The following is a 17013-nucleotide window of genomic DNA, read 5'->3' as shown; positions in this document are numbered from 1 at the left end:
AAATTGAATAAAGAAAAGCAAGTGGAAAATACTCAACACTTGTGAAATTTTGGTGTGAGTATTATAGAAATTCTTTCAAATCTATTGTAATCTTTTCCGCTTCCTTAACAGTATAGTATTTGCGAGCTAATCATAAACTAATTCAATCATCTTTATATTATTATCTCATTTAATACTTCCTATATTTTCATCAAAAGTAAGTCTCATATTCAAACAAAAAATTATATTTTAAAAAAAATAAATAATTTCATTATTTTTAGTCATATTTTCCCCTTGTCTCGAATATATGAATCATATGGTGGTTTTTGAATCATCCTTGCTATGGATAAAGACTGTAGAAAATGAAGCACTTAGGAGGAGTTAAGATGAAAGCAACGATTGAGAAACGTTTAGGTTTGAAGGAATTAGCGGACAAAGTTGTTTCTGCCGAAGAAGCTGCAGCACTAATTTCAGACGGGGATGTAGTTGGGATGAGTGGATTTACTCGTGCAGGAGACGCGAAAGTTGTACCACTAGCACTAGTAGAACGTGCCAAAAACGAAAAGTTCCAAATCGATGTATATACAGGTGCCTCCCTTGGCCCTGAAGTAGACCGTTATTTAGCTGAAGCTGGCGTTATTCGTAAACGTGGACCATATCAAGGTGAACCTGCTTTACGAAATCTCATCAATAAGGGTGAAGTTCTATATGTAGACGGTCACCTTTCTCATGTTGCTGAATTAGTCCGACAAAATATTTATGGAAATATTAAATTTGCTATCATTGAGGCATGCGCTATTACAAAAGATGGTTATTTAATTCCTACAAATTCGGTTGGAAACTCACCAATCCTTGCAGATTATGCAGAAAATATTATTGTTGAACTAAACATTTCATGCTCAGAATCTTTCATTGGTATTCATGATATTTATGTGCCTAAAAAGCAAGGTGATCGCGGTCCAATCCCAGTAGTAAGCGCTACTGATCGTATTGGAGAAATTGGCATTAAAATTGATCCTAAAAAAATCAAAGCTATTGTCATTTCAGAAAATACTGATGCTCCTTCTTTAATCGTACCGCCTGATGAGGAAACAGATATTATGGCCAATAATCTATTGAATTTCTTACGAGATGAAATTAAGGCAGGTAGATTCACTTCTAAACTTGCTCCAATACAATCTGGAGTTGGCTCAGTAGCAAATGCTGTTTTACAAGGATTCCAAGATTCAGAATTTGAAGATTTAGAAATTTATTCTGAGGTTCTACAAGATGCTGTCTTTCATTTAATCGATGCGGGAAAAGTAACATTTGCATCAGCTACTTCGATTACATTATCTGAAGAATTAGGTAAAGAAGTATTTGAAAATATGGACAAGTACGTTGATAAGCTATGCTTACGACCACAAGAAATTACTAATCAACCTGAAATAATCCGTCGTTTAGGTCTAATCTCAGTTAACGCGGCATTAGAGGCTGATATTTACGGTAATGTCAATTCAACACACGTCTCTGGTACACGTATGATGAACGGCATTGGCGGATCCGGTGACTTTGCAAGAAATGCAAGATTAGGCATTTTCGTAACGAAATCTTATGCTAAAGGTGGCACTATCTCATCTATTGTTCCAATGGTCTCACACGTAGATCACACCGAACATGATGTTGATGTTTTGATTACTGAGCAAGGTGTAGCTGATTTACGCGGTTTAGCTCCGAAAGAACGCGTACCTTTAATCATTGAAAACTGTGCACATCCAGATTACAAAGAACAACTATGGGCGTATTATAATGATGCCGTAGAAAAAACAGGTAATAGCCAGACACCACATAATCTAGAAAAAGCATTTTCATGGTACGTCAACTTTGCTAAAAACGGAACAATGGTTGAGTAATTGCTCTGCTAAGTACACATTTAAACTGATTATCCTTTAAATTAAGAAAGAGCATCTTTCCTATAATAGGATAGATGCTCTTTACCTTTAGAATTGATTAATTTATTTAATAAAGAGCTTTATTTAACTTGATTGTTGATTTTCTTCAAATTAAATAAGATAATTCGAGTTACTATTTCTAGCGTATTTATTTTTCGATTGGTGAATAAGAATGCATATCCCTCGATTTGTATTGGTTCTTAATTAGATAGTAACGGATAAAATTGTTCGAAAAATGTATAATCTACCGTTCGAATATACGCCGTACTTCCGATAGCGCCCATGTAACTCCGCATTTCTGCATACTTATTATCATATAAAATAAACGTCATTATTTCATCGTTTCTGAAAACAAGTTTGTAATGTTTTTCCGTTTCCTTTATGTCTAGCACAGCAGGTCTAACTTCCATCTGTAGTAATTGCTCTAGAGACTTTTGTACTTGCTTTTTATCCCTTGTTTCAAATAAATCCAATTCTGGATACTCTACTAGTAACATGTAGTCAAGCGATTGTTTGTCTATAATTCCAGGTGTATCTGTGACTTCATATAATGACTTGGTTAGGAATGTGGCATATAATTCACGACAAATATACGCTATGAGCAATACTAAACCAAGCCCAACGATTATTTTTTTCACACGAATTCCTCTTTCCACTATTTTCTTTTCTAAGAGCAAGCGGTTCTTCATTTATCACAGTAAATTATTAAACAAACTCTACCATAAGTATTTTTGGGTAAAGATAGTCAAATATCAACAATGTAATTAAACGAAGCCAATATAAAAAAGAAGAAATGTAATTGAAATAAGACAACAATCTTTGAATTTATCTTATATTACTCCATTAACTTTTAAACTCATAATGATTAATTCACCATGGCTTCCCATAATTTTAACCCCTTCATCAATAAATCCACATTTTAGATATAAGCTTTGAGCGGCAATATTATTTACATTTACAGCCAAAACAACCTCTGTTATTTCCGGAAAATTCATTTTCACAAACCTTGGAAGTTCTAATAATGACTGTTTCGCATAGCCTCTTCCTTGGTAGCGATAATCTGTGGAAAAGGTTCTAAGTAATATAGCTTTTTGATTATTAGAATAAGGCGTGACCCCTTCATTCATATGTAGAACAAAGTATGACACTATTTCTTCATCATCTAAAACTAAAATCGGATAACGATCCTCATCACTTTTTGCTACGAAGATAGATTCTACTGGTGATCCTGTAAATTGTAATTGTTCATCAGTTAATTGATAACACTCAATTTGCGACTTATATCTATCGCTATATCTTTCTAAATAAACGCTCATCTCTATCCCCCCAATCAAATAGTAACAATAATTGGTATATATTTCTATAAACATAATCTCTATTTATGTATGACTATTTTCTTTTTTACTAGTTCATAACAAAAAAAGACCTTTCAAATTATCGATTAATCGATAATTGAAAGGTCTTTTTCTACTAATGAAACTTCCCTGTAACTCTAAAGCCGATTTCAGCAACTAAAGTAGCTAATAAGAATGTTCCTGTATAAACAACTAAAGAAATAACAACGATTCTCCAACCAAGCTGTTTAAACTCTTTCAAGTCTTTACCGAAAGACAAACCAGCATAAGCTAGGATTGGTGTTGCTAATGCCATGAAATTAATTTGACTTGTTGCTTTTACAATTGTTTCATTTCCCGGGAAAATTGGTGAAGTCACTAACAAGGCAAGAAATGAAACCCAAATAACTACTGGCAATTTAATTGGTAATATTTTTTCAATTGCAAAACCACAAACCGTAATTGCAACAATAATAAGCATACCCGGTAAGGCATCAATAGGTGATACATCATAGCCTACCCAGTTTCCTATAATTGCAATTGCACCGATGATAATAAATGTATATATTTTATCTAACATGAACGATCGTTCCCCCACTTCTAAAGAACTTAAGCTTTGTTTTCAGCTTTTCTAGATCTTCTACCCAAAATTGGTTCCAATTTTCTGTATAGATAATTGGTAACTGGTAGTGAAAAGAAGATACATACATATGTTCCAACAATTGTTGTAATTAAGTTTGCAGCACCAGCAAATAGTGCTATATCATTAGCGGATTCTGGGAAAATAATAGCAAGCGCACCAGTCATTGCAGCCATCATACTTCCTGAACCTACACCGGCACCCATTGCTAGTGAAATTGGATGGAACCAGCCAGAATTCGCTAGAACACTAGCTAAAATAGTTAGATAAATGGCACCAAATAAAGTTCCACATACATAAACACCTAATGCTCCACGGCCTTCTGGAGAATCAGCACCATATTTTTCAGCAATAATTGCCAGGTTAGGTTCTCGGTCAATAGAGAATGTAGCACCTACCGCTTCACGTTTCATACCGATTAACAATGCAATTGGTAAACCAAACACGATTGTCCCAAAGAAATGCCCTACTTCTTGTAGAGTTAACGACAATCCCGCATCCATTAGTTGCGGCAATGAAGGTCCCATCAAAGTTCCAAGTTTAGCCACGAATAACATAAATGAAATACCTAAAATGTTAGCTGCGATATTCATATCTTTTTCGCTTAACAATTTCAATTTAGGTAAACTAATAACTGCACCGATTATTAATGCATAAAGCATAGGGAAAAGTGCAACTACTCCAATACCAAGGTCAAAGTTCTTAATCCCAATAAATTCAGCTACAACTACAAGTGCTAATACAATCAACTGTATTTTCCAACTTAATAATTTCTTCAAGTTATCCACCTCTATTTCTCATTTATCACCTTTGAATCTCCACTACTGATAGCCGTAGATGCTAATTCTGTAAATGTTTGACAAACGGCTGTTGCATCTAGATTTCCTTTTACTGTTGTTTTAGCAGATTCATAAAATTGAAAGGCGGTAGATTCAATAAACGATAGTACTCCTAAAATAGTGCTTTTCTTGTAGATAACCAGTTATACTTGTGTATTTGGTCTAAAACAAATAAAACATTATCATTTTGGTTGTTCAAATATCTTCCTCGAATATATTTAATACACGGTTAGCTGTGCCTATTATTAACACTTTTGCTACTTTTCCTTATTCGACTCCAACTTGTTTAGTAATAATCTAAGCTTCTACTAAACTATCTTCCTTCGAAAGATTCGCCATATTATGACAAATTTCGCATTTTATCCAAATCTATTTTCACCTATGTACAAATTTTTTCGCCTAACACTTCTAATATTGAACGAATTTTCCCTCATTTTTGAATATTATCACCTACCATAATAGTAAGTGTACCGTTTTCTGCACCAGCAGATTTTATAATAGTCTGACAATAATAAAATTACAAACCTAATTCATCAGCTGGTATTGCCAAATTGATTGCAGTTTCTGCATCTGTTGTACTCATATCAATAATAATGGAACCTTTATTCCAAATTTTAAAAACTCCATTTTCCCCTATGTATGATTGGCGTACAATATCAGTCGTAGATACTGAAGATACCACAATATTCACTATTTCGGCAATGCTTTTTAAAATTTCAGAAAGAAATAAACTTATTTTATGTATCGAAAGAACACTTGATTTTTGTTCGAAGACCAAATCACTATTATCTATTTTTACAACTTTTTTGGATTTTCCTTGCCCCGTTTTGCTTCAGCAAGACGAGTTGATCCTCCATCATTCAAATCAATAACATTCCTCAATATTTATTTAGTTATAGCAGTACCTCTCTGGAAACTCTCATTCATTTGAATACATATTTAAATTCGATCCTTGATAACTTCATGATCGATAGAACTAGTACCTCCCAAAATAAGTAGCTCTGGCTTATAAAAATTGAAAATATTGTATTTTCTATTACCATATCAATTATAGTAATTTCCTCAACAATAAACTTCCTTTTATCAGAGGATAAAGGGAGGGGTTCAATTCACTATTCAATGATAGTCTTTTTACGATAAATAAATAACGACACTAACCCATATATAGTACCTATTAGAGATATCCCAGAGATCACCAGATAGTAATGTTGCCCTGTAAGAGAGTTATAAAGAAAACCTCCTACATAAGAAGAAACGATACTTGATATTCCGAAGAATAACAGTGCTAAAACCGTTTGCCCTGTCGCCCTCCACTCTACTGGTACAATGCGATATAAATATTGAATTGCTGCTGTATAAAAAATTGGGAAAGTAAGCATCTGTAGTAATTGTACAAGTGCTAACATTTGCGGGTCTGTAATCCACGCTGATACAAAAAATCGTACGAAAAAGAAAAATGCTGCAATCGTTATTATCAGTAGTTCTTTTCCACTACGAAGCCACCAAAAGCTAAGTGCGAAGATGATAATTTCACTTGCCGCAGAGATGAAAAATGCTTGCCCTACAAGTTTTGTACTTCCCCCTAATGACAGAATATGAACGCCTAAAAAAGTTTCATTCATACGAGCAGGTACAGAACAGATAAATACTAATAATAAAAACGATAATGTTTGTTTATTGCTAAAAAAACTCTTCAATCCTGCAATGGTTACTGGTTTTGAAGACGTTGGAGCATCTGGCATTTTCCATATAATAAGGAATCCAATAATCCCTAATATAACAAAAAGGATACCGACACTGTTATTTCCAAAGTATGACATAATATATCCGGTAACAAGTGCTAAAACAGCATAACCTAATGCTCCATATGTACGAATTGAACCGTAACTTATTTTAGATGCCTCTGCTACTGTAAAATTCAAGCTTTCCATTAAAGGGTCGATTGGCATTAAGAAGAAGTAGACGATCATCGCAAACACGACTAATAACACGAACCCATCAACGCTAAATAAAAAATAGCCAAATAAACTAGCTAAAAATAATAGGAGCAATAATATTTTTCTTATCGTTTTCGTCTTATCACTGATGAAACCCCATAATGGCTGCGTGAATATCGTTACAAATCCACCCGTCCCTACCACAAGTCCTATCTCACTTGGTGATAAACCTCTCTCACCTAGATAAACTGGTAAAAACGGAACAAATAGCGCAAGCATTCCGAAGAACAAAAAGTTAAATACTTTTAGTCTATGATGTAATTGCATATTTAACATCCTTTCAAATTCAATCTTTGTTTTACTAGGTATTTGAGGCTTATCACTATCGTTCAAAAGATAGGTTCCTTTTACCGAGAAATGCTATCATATCATATTTACAGTCACGAAGTTATACCTTTATAAACATTTTTATACAAAAATAGAAAAACTCCTAATCTGGAAATTAGGAGTTACAACTTATTTTCAACTTTAAAAAGATAATGCACCATATCTCCATTGTAATATTGCTTAATAAACTCTTCTTCTATGTGCATGCCTATTCTCATAGCTACTTTTTGCGAAGCAATATTATCGTCTTTTATTATTGAATATACTTCTGGAGCTTTTAAAATACTAAAAGCATATTTTCTACAAGCATCTGCAATTTCTGTTGCATACCCATTATGCCAAAAATCATATTTTAGTAAATAACCTATTTCTAATACTTCTCTAGTTCCTACTTGTTGCATAGTTAATCCAGCTTGTCCAATCACTATATCTGTTCCTCTTAATAGAATCGCCCATAATCCAAATCCATTTCCCTTATATCTTGATAACTGTCTATTCAGCCAGTTTTGTGTATCTTGATCATTAAATGTATGTTCATATGCGTACATGACTCTTTCATCTTGTAAAATATCCGCTAAATCTTGAAAATCATTTTGGACTAGTTCCCTTGCATAAAGTCTTTCGGTTTCTAGAATAATGGTTTTATTCCCCATTTCATTTCTCCTCACATTCAGTAATGTGCTAAACGTTCTTTTATTTTCGTATAGTCTAGTGATGCATACTTATCGCAATGCCAATTTGACTGACTCTATAGCATGAATTTTAGTAGTATCAAACAAAGGTATCTTAGTATCCTGTTGTTTTATGAGTAGACCTACTTCTGTACAGCCCAGAATAACGCCTTTCGCTCCTTTTTCGACTAGTCCATCGATGATATCCAAAAACTTTTTCTTAGAGGATTCTTTTAAAATTCCTAAACATAATTCATCATATATAATTTGATGGACAATAGACCGTTCCGCTTCTTCTGGTACTATTACCTTGATATTGTATGTCTCCACACGTGACTTATAAAAATCCTGTTCCATCGTGAATTTGGTACCAAGTAGACCAACTTGCTGAATACTATTTGCTTTAATCTGATTTGCAGTTGTATCTGCAATATGTAAGATTGGTATTTGAATCTTTTCTTCTATTAAATCAATGACTTTATGCATTGTATTCGTACATAAAACAATAAAGTCAGCTCCTACTTTCTCTAAAGAAATTGCTGCATTTGCTAAAACACGCCCCGCACTTTTCCAATCCCCTATTGATTGAAACCTCTCTATTTCCTCAAAATCAACACTAAATAATATACATTTCGCTGAATGCAACCCACCTAATTGATGCTTTACTTCTTCATTGATGAACTTATAATATTCTGCTGATGATTCCCAGCTCATGCCACCTATTAATCCAATGATTTTCATATATTACCTCTCCCTCTTTAAGCTATTATTAATCAAGAAATAAAATAAAAGCAGATTGCTCTGCTAAGCATCTCCTTCAAATTTTATTACTATTTTTTATCAAGATTACGATAGATCTTCATTTGCATACTTGACCAGTCTTTCATCAAATCTGCTTCCTTCCTGATTTTCCAAGCATTGAAAATGGTTTGTCCTTGTTTATTGAAAAATAGGTTATTGCCAACATAGTACGATGCATGTTGGATTACTGCATCTTTATCGACCCATGCGACTACATCACCTGCAATTAGCGTTTCATCCTGTTCATACACCGTATAGCCAAGCCGCTCCAATCCATTTAAAAAGGCTTGCTGGTGGACCCATTCTTGCAATAACCATTCACTTTCTTTATCACTTACTGCATATAATGCAGCCGCTAAACAATTGGCACCTGCAGTTGTCGCATATGTATTTGCATAAGGCATTAAATGCGGCGGTAGTTCTTCTGGTACTTCTTCGCAAGCGCCATCCTCCCACCACTCAGCAACTTTTTTAATTATCATTTTCTTATTGCTTTGAGACATGCCTTCCCACATACTACGTTGTAAAACAACTAAGTCATCTATTATGTAATCCTCAAGTACTACCGTTAAATCTGCAATAAAGATTTTTGGCAACACCATACGAGAAAAGCGCCCTGTAAACAGGGCGCTTCACTTATACCTAATGACTAATATTAGCAGTTGGGTATAATGTTGTTCCTCCAATTGAAACTTTTATTTCATTTGTTAATGGGACATTTTGTTCATTAATAATTGTTCTCCACCATTCCCATGCAAGACCTGTACATTCTCTAGCTACGACTTTTACATTTTTTGAATTCGGTGGAAGTGGTATGACTGTAGAGAAATGAGCAGTTTTGTTTCTGCCGCTTCCTTCCCAGGTTTTATGGGTTAGTACTTCTTTTCCATTTTGATCAAATGCGAATTCATCCCAAGATACATCAAATTGAGCAACATATGCACCAGAATGATCAAGCGTCATTTTAGCACTCGAATATTCTGTAGTTGTAGTCTCAATATAATCTGTATTGTTATGAACAGCAGCAGTTGAGTTATCTTTTAAGAAATTGCTTGTATATGAAATTGGGTATGCTGGATTTTTAAGACTTAATTCTGCATTATCTTTAATGATATTTCGTATTTCATTAAAATCTTTTGTAACAACCTTGTTATGCTCTTTTGAATCTCCACCTAATACTACAGCGGTAAAAGTACTGTCTTCAAAAATATCTTTGTACTGTCCACTCGTTTCGACGCTGTTATTCTTAATTAAGGCCTTAAAGGCAGCTTGTACATCTTTGCTCTTAGATGTTGTTTCTAATTTCACATAAATTGTTCTACCATAAGCTACATTTGACACCATAACAGGTGGAGCTGCATTACTTACCCCTTTACGAGTTAACTCATCAAAAGTAACACTATTATCAAAAAGATCTGATGGATTGTTAGGTAGTTCTGCACTTACGGTATAAAATATTTGCTTATATGCTGCAACCATTACTTTTTTCTCTCCACTTGCAATAGCATTAAAGTCAATGCCCAGTGAATTATCAAGAACTTTAGTGTTCACATTAAGAGTACTTGCTATTTGAGATTTACTATAAACCATCGATTCTGTATACTGCATTCTTGCAGGTAACGTATGTGTTGTTGAATACTTTTCATTCCAAGTGGATACTAAATCATCTACTGCTCCAGACACATTACTATATATTGGATTTTGGACAGTTATTGTATTTTCTTTTCTCATGCCAGGTAAGTCTATACTAATATTCAAAGGTTTTCTCTTAGCCACTAATAAACTAGGTTGATTATCTGCAAAAGCTTTATTTGCAAGTTGTACTGCTCCTGGATAAGTACGATTAGCCACAGAATCAATAATCGAAATATCAACTGGTGAAGTTGTAAGTGATTTTTTCTCACGTTCAACAACTACAAATTTACCATTTGAATTAATACTTTCTTTCGGAACAAAACTCTCTACTTTATCACCATTTACTGCTAAAACCTCTTGATTATTGTACTGTAGATTCGCTATTCCAGTATCAATACCACTAGGATTTTTTGTTGCATCAGCTGAATTATCTGTTAGTGTTTCCGCGAAGGAAATAGATGAATAATTAATAGTGCATAAACTAACTAATAAACATGCTAGTACTTTTATTCCTTTAGCATTTTTTATAATTCCCAAAAAAACCAACTCCTTCCTTTAAAATTATATCATCATATTTTGATTTTTGTATATTGATAATTTTTTTCACGCACTCAAATTAGATAGTTTTTAAGCTACTTTCATGCACCCGGTCCTTTTTTACTTCTTAACATTTTTATGCCTATACCATCATTTTGGGGGCTTCATCCCCTTGGTATATCATAGTAGTCAATAATTTCTGCCTCTACCTTGTACGAAGGGATTTGAATGTTCAAAACTTCAAACGCAATTTTCAGATTAGTAATATCAATCTTTTTTATCATTACATTACCTCGTTTTATTATTTCTCTAATCCCTGCTTTGCTCACAATCGTCTCGCAATTTATCCATATAACCTAAAATACATGGATAAAATTATTATTCCTATCATTAAAACACCAATTCAATGTAACATATAATACCATTTATACAAATTTCAATAAAAATGACTTACTGTTCTCATTGAGAAATATATAGCCCATCAAAATCTAAAGTAGATGCTATGCCGTTTAGATAATAAGTCATATGTTGATCTGCTTCTTCAAAAGACATCCATTTAATTTGTTGTATCTCATCTGGAAAATTCACCACTATCTCCCCGCTATATGCTTTAATTTTAAACGTAAATAATAATGCATGATGATTCCGATCTTCAAAAAACTTCTCTCTTACATCGATGAGTGTACCCATTTCAACCTGTAGATTCGTTTCTTCATTTACTTCACGAATAAGTGCCTGCTCAAGTGTTTCGTTTTGTTCAACTGCACCACCAGGTAATGTCCATATCATATTTTCATTTTGTACCATTAATATTTCATCTGTTTCCTCTTTACAGATTGCGGCATATACAACATCTACTCTTTTCATTGATATTCCCCTTTATTCATACTCAATTGCTGTATTCACTTCAGTTTTCTTATAAATACGTCGATAATCTAGCTTCCCTTGAGCATCCATATGGATATTTGTAAATGGACTATCATCAGAAACGTACAGCCAATGCTTTCGATGAGTCAAAAACTTCAATACATTTTCCCTTTTTAATATCGCTTCTATTTGGAAATATAAATTTAGTTGCGATTCTTCATTTGACTGTACCTTAATATCATTCATTATTTTTTGAACTTGTACCTGTGCTTCTGCATTTAAAAATGCCAAAAAGCAAAACTGGTTTGATTGCAATAAAGACATAAGAGAAATTAGTTTATCCTTATTTAAGGCAACACCCAACGAAACTAGGAAATTTTAAAAATACTATATGATAGAGGAATTGGAGTGTCCCATTTCCAAAGTAGAAAACTATTTCTCAAAAAAGAGTAGATGTTTCGAAATAGTTCAAATAGTCTACATAGAAGTAAATAACAAAATGGGGCGTCATTGAGTCGAAATTGGATTTATTATACACCCCTTTTATTTTTTGGTTGTTTTACAAGTGAATAATTTATTTCGCCGTTATCTATCAATCATTCTTATACAACTCATATCAAAAATTATGCCTCGATTTCTTTCACTAATGCCGTCAGCTTATTCATCGTTTTCCAATTACGTATTGTTACTGGAACACCAAGCTTTTGCACATTGTTCGCCAACTTGGAATTACGAATGCCTTTTTGGAATAAGAGATACACTTCACGGCCTTCAAATCGAAAGTCTTCATATTCGGTTCTAAAGACACTCAGCCCTTCAATTTTTCCTTGGGGAGGATCTTCGAGTAATAAAGCAACATAAAGGCACTCCCCTTCTGACGATACTTCCGCATCCGAAATCGCTTCTTTTGAAAAAGGACATTCTCCAGTAATCCTTTCCAACTCGGTGGAAGTTCTTATAACAACACTTATTGTCAACCCAAAAACTGTCTTAATTTCATGCTCAATACGCTTCAGTATAAATGGTTCTTTCTCATCCGACTCGAAAAGGACATTGCCACTTTGTATATACGTTTTTACTCTTATGAATCCCATTTCCTCAAACATTTGCTTTAGTTCTGCCATTTTAATCTTGTTGTGGCCACCTACGTTAATACCCCTTAAAAAAGCAATATAGTTTGTCATCAGTATCCCCCTCTACCTTGCTTAAAAACATATTATACGTCTGTGATTCGCCATTTTTTATATTCACCTAGATTGACTTGAAATAGATAATCTCAGGGTCCCCGTCATCTAAATTTTCAATGATGCCACTACGTACAAATCCTTGCGACTCAAACACCTTCTGCATATTGATATTCGATTGATTTGTGGAGGAAAATATTTTTTGAGTGGGTGCAATGCTTTCAAAATAGTTAATTAAAGCTGTTGCATATCCCTTTCGTCTTGCTAACTTTGAAACTATGATTAACGATATAAAACTACATTCAAAAAAACTCGTATCAAATAGTAAAAATGCTCGAACTATCTCTTCTTCTTTAATAATTAGGCAATGACCTTCACCTACTATTTTTTCAATATGTTTCCTTCTACTCGTATTGCCTATGATTTCACAATCGAGCTTTATTATTTCCTCTATATTTTCTAACTTTGCTGTGATAACAGAGCTCAAATAATCACTCCTTTATGGCAATATTAATTCTTATTACATTTATATAAAAACTCATCAATTTGTTGGTAGTGATGTAAGTCATGTGCTATAAGGCCTTTAAAATATGCAGTAACAGTTAATGTACTTGTACCTATATTCAATTCTTTATTAAATTCACTTGCAGGAATCTTTGATATCTCAGATACTAATTTTATTCTTGTCAGTCTACAATTTTTAATGCTTTCATCTTTAGATATATTTCTACTTTCTAATGCTGCAATTTGATTCATTTCTTTAACATTTGGACTTTCTAATTCTTGTTTTAGATTTAGCAAGTAAGGTAGTCTCTTTTCCAATACGAAATTATCCCACGGTACTAAATGCCCTACAATTTCACAGACTGACCATTTACTTTCTTCTATTGGTATAAGCCAGCAGTCATCAGATACTCTTTTTAAACTCTCTATATAATGGATAGAATTTTCATAGTGGTTCAAAATCAATTTTTTTGATTCTATTGCACTCATCTCCATAGAAATATATTCTTACTAATTATTGCTGTTTGGAGCTCCCAAACTGAATTGCACCATTTAAAATAATAGGAGCTAATTCATGATCATCTATGATATAAGGAATTTCTGATGGCTCTACCCATATACGTGCAATACCTTCATTTTCTCGTAAAAACGGATAGCAGGCTTTAACATCCATTCGGTAAAAGGATTGATAACCTATCATCGGATATTTACCACCTGGTACAAATAATTGGTTTTCTTCATGATTTACTTCAATTGCTCCTAAGTAAGTAATAATACCTTTTACATAAGCTTCTTCATACGCTTCACGATGCATCGCTTCTTCAGCAGATTCACCTATTTCAACATGACCTCCTGGATAGTTAAATCCTCTATCTTTAATTTTAGTAAGTAGCACTTTGTTATCTTGGATACAGATTGCATGAACACTAGTTACTATGCACAACTTCTCTAGTTGAAAATTTGGTTTCCATGTGAGTTTCACTCTATGACCGTTCCAATAATCTATAACTGTCTTCATATGAGCCTCCTAAGTTATTACGATAATATAACTCTTTAAAGTTCACCAAGAAATTCGGTTGGTAATTGCTTCTCTGCAACTTTATTTTCAAGAAAGACTTTATACGCTTTTACTTTCGGTCTTGAGCTAACAATTTTAGCAATCTCATCATCAATGTAATGAATCGCCACACCGTCATCAGCTGCTATGCCTGCTTTGATGCGTTGTGATTCAATTAAATGATGGTAAGATGGTCTTCTATCTTTTTCTCCATCATAATGTGGGCAATGACTTCCTTTTAAAAATCCTAAACATTGGATTGGTTCGAGGCAATCTCCATACGAATCTGTAATGCCCTCTTCAAACCAGCAAATAGCCCCTGCACTAATACCAGCAAGAACAATACCCTTTTCCCATGCTTTTTTCAAGATTCTATCTAGACCCCATTCTCTCCATAAAATCAATAAATTTTTTGTATTTCCCCCACCTACGTAAATGATATCTTTTTCTAATATGAATTCTTCTAACTCTCTCGTTGGTGGGTTAAACAAAGATAAATGCGTTGGTCTGCAATTTTGAGTCTTAAAAAAATCATAAAACCGTGCTATGTAATTATCAGCATCTCCACTTGCTGTAGGTATAAAGCAGATTTTAGGGTTAATCTCTTTCGATTGCTTGAGAATGTATGAATCTAACAAAGTATTTTCAGGCTCCATTGAAAATCCACCGCCACCAAGTGCAATAATTTGCTTCATTGTTTTCATCCTCCATTCAACTATTGTTAGAGACTCTAGGGGTAGCAAATTTCATCCGGCACATTGAGAAACTCAAAGACGTATGTTGAATCTCATCATGAAGTTGCCATAGCCCATCTACGGTTTTTAGTTCTACATTTCGATTGATAAGCGCTTCAATCAAATCGTTTATTTCTATACAGTTAATCGGAACTTGTTTCTTTTCGCTAACATAATACCCCGCATTTTCATCAAGTAAGTTAAATTCCATTGGATTAAATTCATATAAATATAGCTTTGTATCTCTCATTTTTTGTAGCCATTTGTTTTCAATTACTACCACATGATTGCTTGGGCTTGATGAAAGATATCGAGTTTTATCTTCTTTTGTTGTCTCTGCATTAATATGAAAACAAACACGGGGGCAATTCCTAGGAGTCAAAAAATTCGGTAGACATTTTTCATTAATTGCCCAAACAAGTCTTTTTGTCTGATCTAAATCCTGACGAGAAGGGATTCTAGGTTCAAAAACCTCAATATTTTGTTCTTCACTTACATGAAAAAGTCTCATATTAACCTCCCATTAAATTTTAGTAAGAATATTCTATTTTGCCCTATTATTAGAATATCATAATACAGGGGTGAATGAGTTGGGATATGAAGCCCAGTCAAAAAAAGTGAAAATTTCCACAGAGCGTGAGATTAAAATTCCAGAAGAGTTTTATGAAGAGTTTTCATTAATTGATGAGGTTCAAATTTCTAAGGTAAATGGGGCACTAATTATTACGCCAATTATTGATCCTGTTTTCGAGAAATATAAAACGCTCATTATGGAGCAACTGACAAAAGCAGGTTATACCGGTCAAGAGTTAACGGATAAGTTCAACGAGTTACGAAAGCAAGTACAAATGAATGATGGTTTCACTCTATTTATGAATGTTAAACCCGACTTAAAAAAACAACAGTAAACTATAATGCCGTAGTCTTGTTTAATACAGAGTAACAAACCTTTCTTTTAGTGCTGTTCATTTTAGTAGTTTATTGCAACAAAAAACGTAGTTAGAGAGGCATGATTTAGCCCTATCTAACTACGTTTTATTTGATTGTTCTAGTAACTTCCAGACTTTAAAGCAAATATTACAGCCAAAACCAAATTGGCTTAGTATTGGTTTTAATTATCTTCTGCTTTTAACTTCGTAGAATAACTGTTTAATAATTGAAGATTATTTTTCCCCATATCAAAAAAACACAGGATAAGGAGATAGTACAGAAGATATCAACTTTTTAGAAACAGGATGTTTTAATTGTTCTAGCTTTTCCATATCATCTAGCCATTCTACAACCTCACCTTGATACATTACAGCTATTCGATCTGCTATGTAATTAACTGCCTGTAGGTCATGAGAAATAAAGAGATATGACAGTTGAAAATCCTCTTTTAATTGTACCAACAGATTTAAAATTTGTACTTGGACGAGAGCATCTAAAGCACTTATAGCCTCATCAAGTATGATTAAATTTGGTTTAAGAGCAATGGCTCTAGCAATATTGATTCTTTGTAACTGCCCTCCACTAAACTGAGAAGGGTACTTATGCATATCTTCCAGCCTTAAACCGACTATCTCCAATAGCCCCTCTACTTGTTTTCGCTCTTCTGTGGGTGAAAGTCTTTCATAATTTCTTATAGGCTCCGCAATAATTTCACCGATTGTTAGTCTTGGATTAACCGCGCTATAACAATCTTGAAAAACAACTTGGAGATTACGCCGTAACTCTTTTAATTCTTTTGCTTTTAAACTATGAAGATGCTTTCCTTGAAATAAAACCTCACCTTGATCTGGTTTTTCCAGGCCCAGAATAATTTTACCAAGGGTGCTTTTGCCTGATCCACTTTCTCCGACAATACCCAAGCATACTCCTTGTTCTAAAGTTAGTGAGATACCCTTAATGGCTTCAACTGATTTACGCTTCCCCAAAATAGAGTTTCCAAGCGAATATGTCTTCTTTATATCTTTCAATTCAAGTAAGCTCACTTT

21 protein-coding genes are annotated in these 17013 nt (G+C 33.7%); 2 read left to right on the top strand and 19 right to left on the bottom strand.

Features of this window, described 5'->3' with window-relative positions; genetic code table 11:
* Positions 1–365 precede the first annotated feature (365 nt).
* Positions 366–1871, top strand: a complete 1506-nt coding sequence (locus ACQKM9_RS12755; protein ID WP_427734720.1) for a succinate CoA transferase — start codon at positions 366–368, stop codon at positions 1869–1871.
* Positions 1872–2110: 239 nt separating this feature from the next.
* Here ACQKM9_RS12755 and ACQKM9_RS12750 read toward each other — a convergent pair whose 3' ends face one another.
* From ACQKM9_RS12750 to ACQKM9_RS12665, 18 genes are all read right to left on the bottom strand, one after another.
* A complete protein-coding gene (locus ACQKM9_RS12750) occupies positions 2111–2548 on the bottom strand; it encodes a hypothetical protein (RefSeq protein ID WP_427734719.1) in 438 nt (145 codons plus the stop codon).
* 192 nt (positions 2549–2740) lie between these two features.
* Positions 2741–3226, bottom strand: a complete 486-nt coding sequence (locus ACQKM9_RS12745) for a GNAT family N-acetyltransferase (protein ID WP_427734718.1) — start codon at positions 3224–3226, stop codon at positions 2741–2743.
* A gap of 154 nt (positions 3227–3380) precedes the next feature.
* Positions 3381–3824: a hypothetical protein gene (locus ACQKM9_RS12740; protein ID WP_038191098.1), complete on the bottom strand. Its 444-nt coding sequence runs from the start codon at positions 3822–3824 to the stop codon at positions 3381–3383.
* A gap of 29 nt (positions 3825–3853) precedes the next feature.
* On the bottom strand, positions 3854–4663 hold the full coding sequence (locus ACQKM9_RS12735) for a DUF3100 domain-containing protein (protein ID WP_427734717.1): 810 nt from the start codon (positions 4661–4663) through the stop codon (positions 3854–3856).
* A 577-nt stretch (positions 4664–5240) separates the two neighbouring features.
* Positions 5241–5501, bottom strand: coding sequence for an NAD(P)-binding domain-containing protein (locus ACQKM9_RS12730; protein WP_427734715.1), 261 nt, complete (start codon positions 5499–5501; stop codon positions 5241–5243).
* Positions 5502–5835: 334 nt separating this feature from the next.
* Positions 5836–6987, bottom strand: a complete 1152-nt coding sequence (locus tag ACQKM9_RS12725; protein WP_427734714.1) for an MFS transporter — start codon at positions 6985–6987, stop codon at positions 5836–5838.
* Between the two features lie 182 nt (positions 6988–7169).
* A complete protein-coding gene (locus tag ACQKM9_RS12720) occupies positions 7170–7700 on the bottom strand; it encodes a GNAT family N-acetyltransferase (RefSeq protein ID WP_427734713.1) in 531 nt (176 codons plus the stop codon).
* Positions 7701–7769: 69 nt separating this feature from the next.
* Positions 7770–8459 carry an aspartate/glutamate racemase family protein gene (locus tag ACQKM9_RS12715; RefSeq protein WP_427734712.1) on the bottom strand — a complete coding sequence of 230 codons (690 nt, stop codon included), beginning with the start codon at positions 8457–8459 and terminating at the stop codon, positions 7770–7772.
* A gap of 89 nt (positions 8460–8548) precedes the next feature.
* Complete coding sequence (locus ACQKM9_RS12710) at positions 8549–9121, bottom strand: hypothetical protein (protein ID WP_427734710.1); 573 nt, start codon at positions 9119–9121, stop codon at positions 8549–8551.
* A 40-nt stretch (positions 9122–9161) separates the two neighbouring features.
* The gene (locus ACQKM9_RS12705) at positions 9162–10700 is read right to left on the bottom strand and encodes a thiol-activated cytolysin family protein (protein ID WP_427734709.1); all 1539 of its coding nucleotides are present in this window, start codon (positions 10698–10700) and stop codon (positions 9162–9164) included.
* A 450-nt stretch (positions 10701–11150) separates the two neighbouring features.
* Positions 11151–11558 carry an NUDIX hydrolase gene (locus ACQKM9_RS12700; RefSeq protein ID WP_427734708.1) on the bottom strand — a complete coding sequence of 136 codons (408 nt, stop codon included), beginning with the start codon at positions 11556–11558 and terminating at the stop codon, positions 11151–11153.
* Positions 11559–11570: 12 nt separating this feature from the next.
* Complete coding sequence (locus tag ACQKM9_RS12695; protein ID WP_427734707.1) at positions 11571–11804, bottom strand: hypothetical protein; 234 nt, start codon at positions 11802–11804, stop codon at positions 11571–11573.
* A gap of 377 nt (positions 11805–12181) precedes the next feature.
* Entirely contained in the window at positions 12182–12742 is a 561-nt protein-coding gene (locus tag ACQKM9_RS12690; RefSeq protein WP_427734706.1) for a DUF1697 domain-containing protein, read from the bottom strand.
* 67 nt (positions 12743–12809) lie between these two features.
* Complete coding sequence (locus ACQKM9_RS12685) at positions 12810–13229, bottom strand: GNAT family N-acetyltransferase (protein WP_427734705.1); 420 nt, start codon at positions 13227–13229, stop codon at positions 12810–12812.
* Between the two features lie 23 nt (positions 13230–13252).
* A complete protein-coding gene (locus ACQKM9_RS12680; protein WP_427734704.1) occupies positions 13253–13741 on the bottom strand; it encodes a DinB family protein in 489 nt (162 codons plus the stop codon).
* A 19-nt stretch (positions 13742–13760) separates the two neighbouring features.
* Positions 13761–14264, bottom strand: coding sequence for an NUDIX hydrolase (locus tag ACQKM9_RS12675; protein WP_427734703.1), 504 nt, complete (start codon positions 14262–14264; stop codon positions 13761–13763).
* Positions 14265–14299: 35 nt separating this feature from the next.
* Positions 14300–14998 carry a Type 1 glutamine amidotransferase-like domain-containing protein gene (locus ACQKM9_RS12670; RefSeq protein WP_427734702.1) on the bottom strand — a complete coding sequence of 233 codons (699 nt, stop codon included), beginning with the start codon at positions 14996–14998 and terminating at the stop codon, positions 14300–14302.
* Positions 14999–15014: 16 nt separating this feature from the next.
* Complete coding sequence (locus ACQKM9_RS12665) at positions 15015–15548, bottom strand: DUF6886 family protein (protein ID WP_427734701.1); 534 nt, start codon at positions 15546–15548, stop codon at positions 15015–15017.
* A gap of 79 nt (positions 15549–15627) precedes the next feature.
* Here ACQKM9_RS12665 and ACQKM9_RS12660 point away from each other — a divergent pair, with 79 nt between their 5' ends.
* Positions 15628–15945 (top strand): hypothetical protein, encoded by a 318-nt coding sequence (locus ACQKM9_RS12660; RefSeq protein WP_427734700.1) that lies wholly within the window; start codon positions 15628–15630, stop codon positions 15943–15945.
* A gap of 270 nt (positions 15946–16215) precedes the next feature.
* Here ACQKM9_RS12660 and ACQKM9_RS12655 read toward each other — a convergent pair whose 3' ends face one another.
* Entirely contained in the window at positions 16216–17010 is a 795-nt protein-coding gene (locus tag ACQKM9_RS12655) for an ATP-binding cassette domain-containing protein (protein WP_427734699.1), read from the bottom strand.
* Positions 17011–17013 lie beyond the last annotated feature (3 nt).

The organism is Viridibacillus sp. NPDC093762 (assembly GCF_050279675.1).
Classification (GTDB): domain Bacteria; phylum Bacillota; class Bacilli; order Bacillales_A; family Planococcaceae; genus Viridibacillus.
The sequence above is the reverse complement of the archived record's forward strand: the minus strand, read 5'-3'. Positions and strand labels throughout refer to the sequence as shown.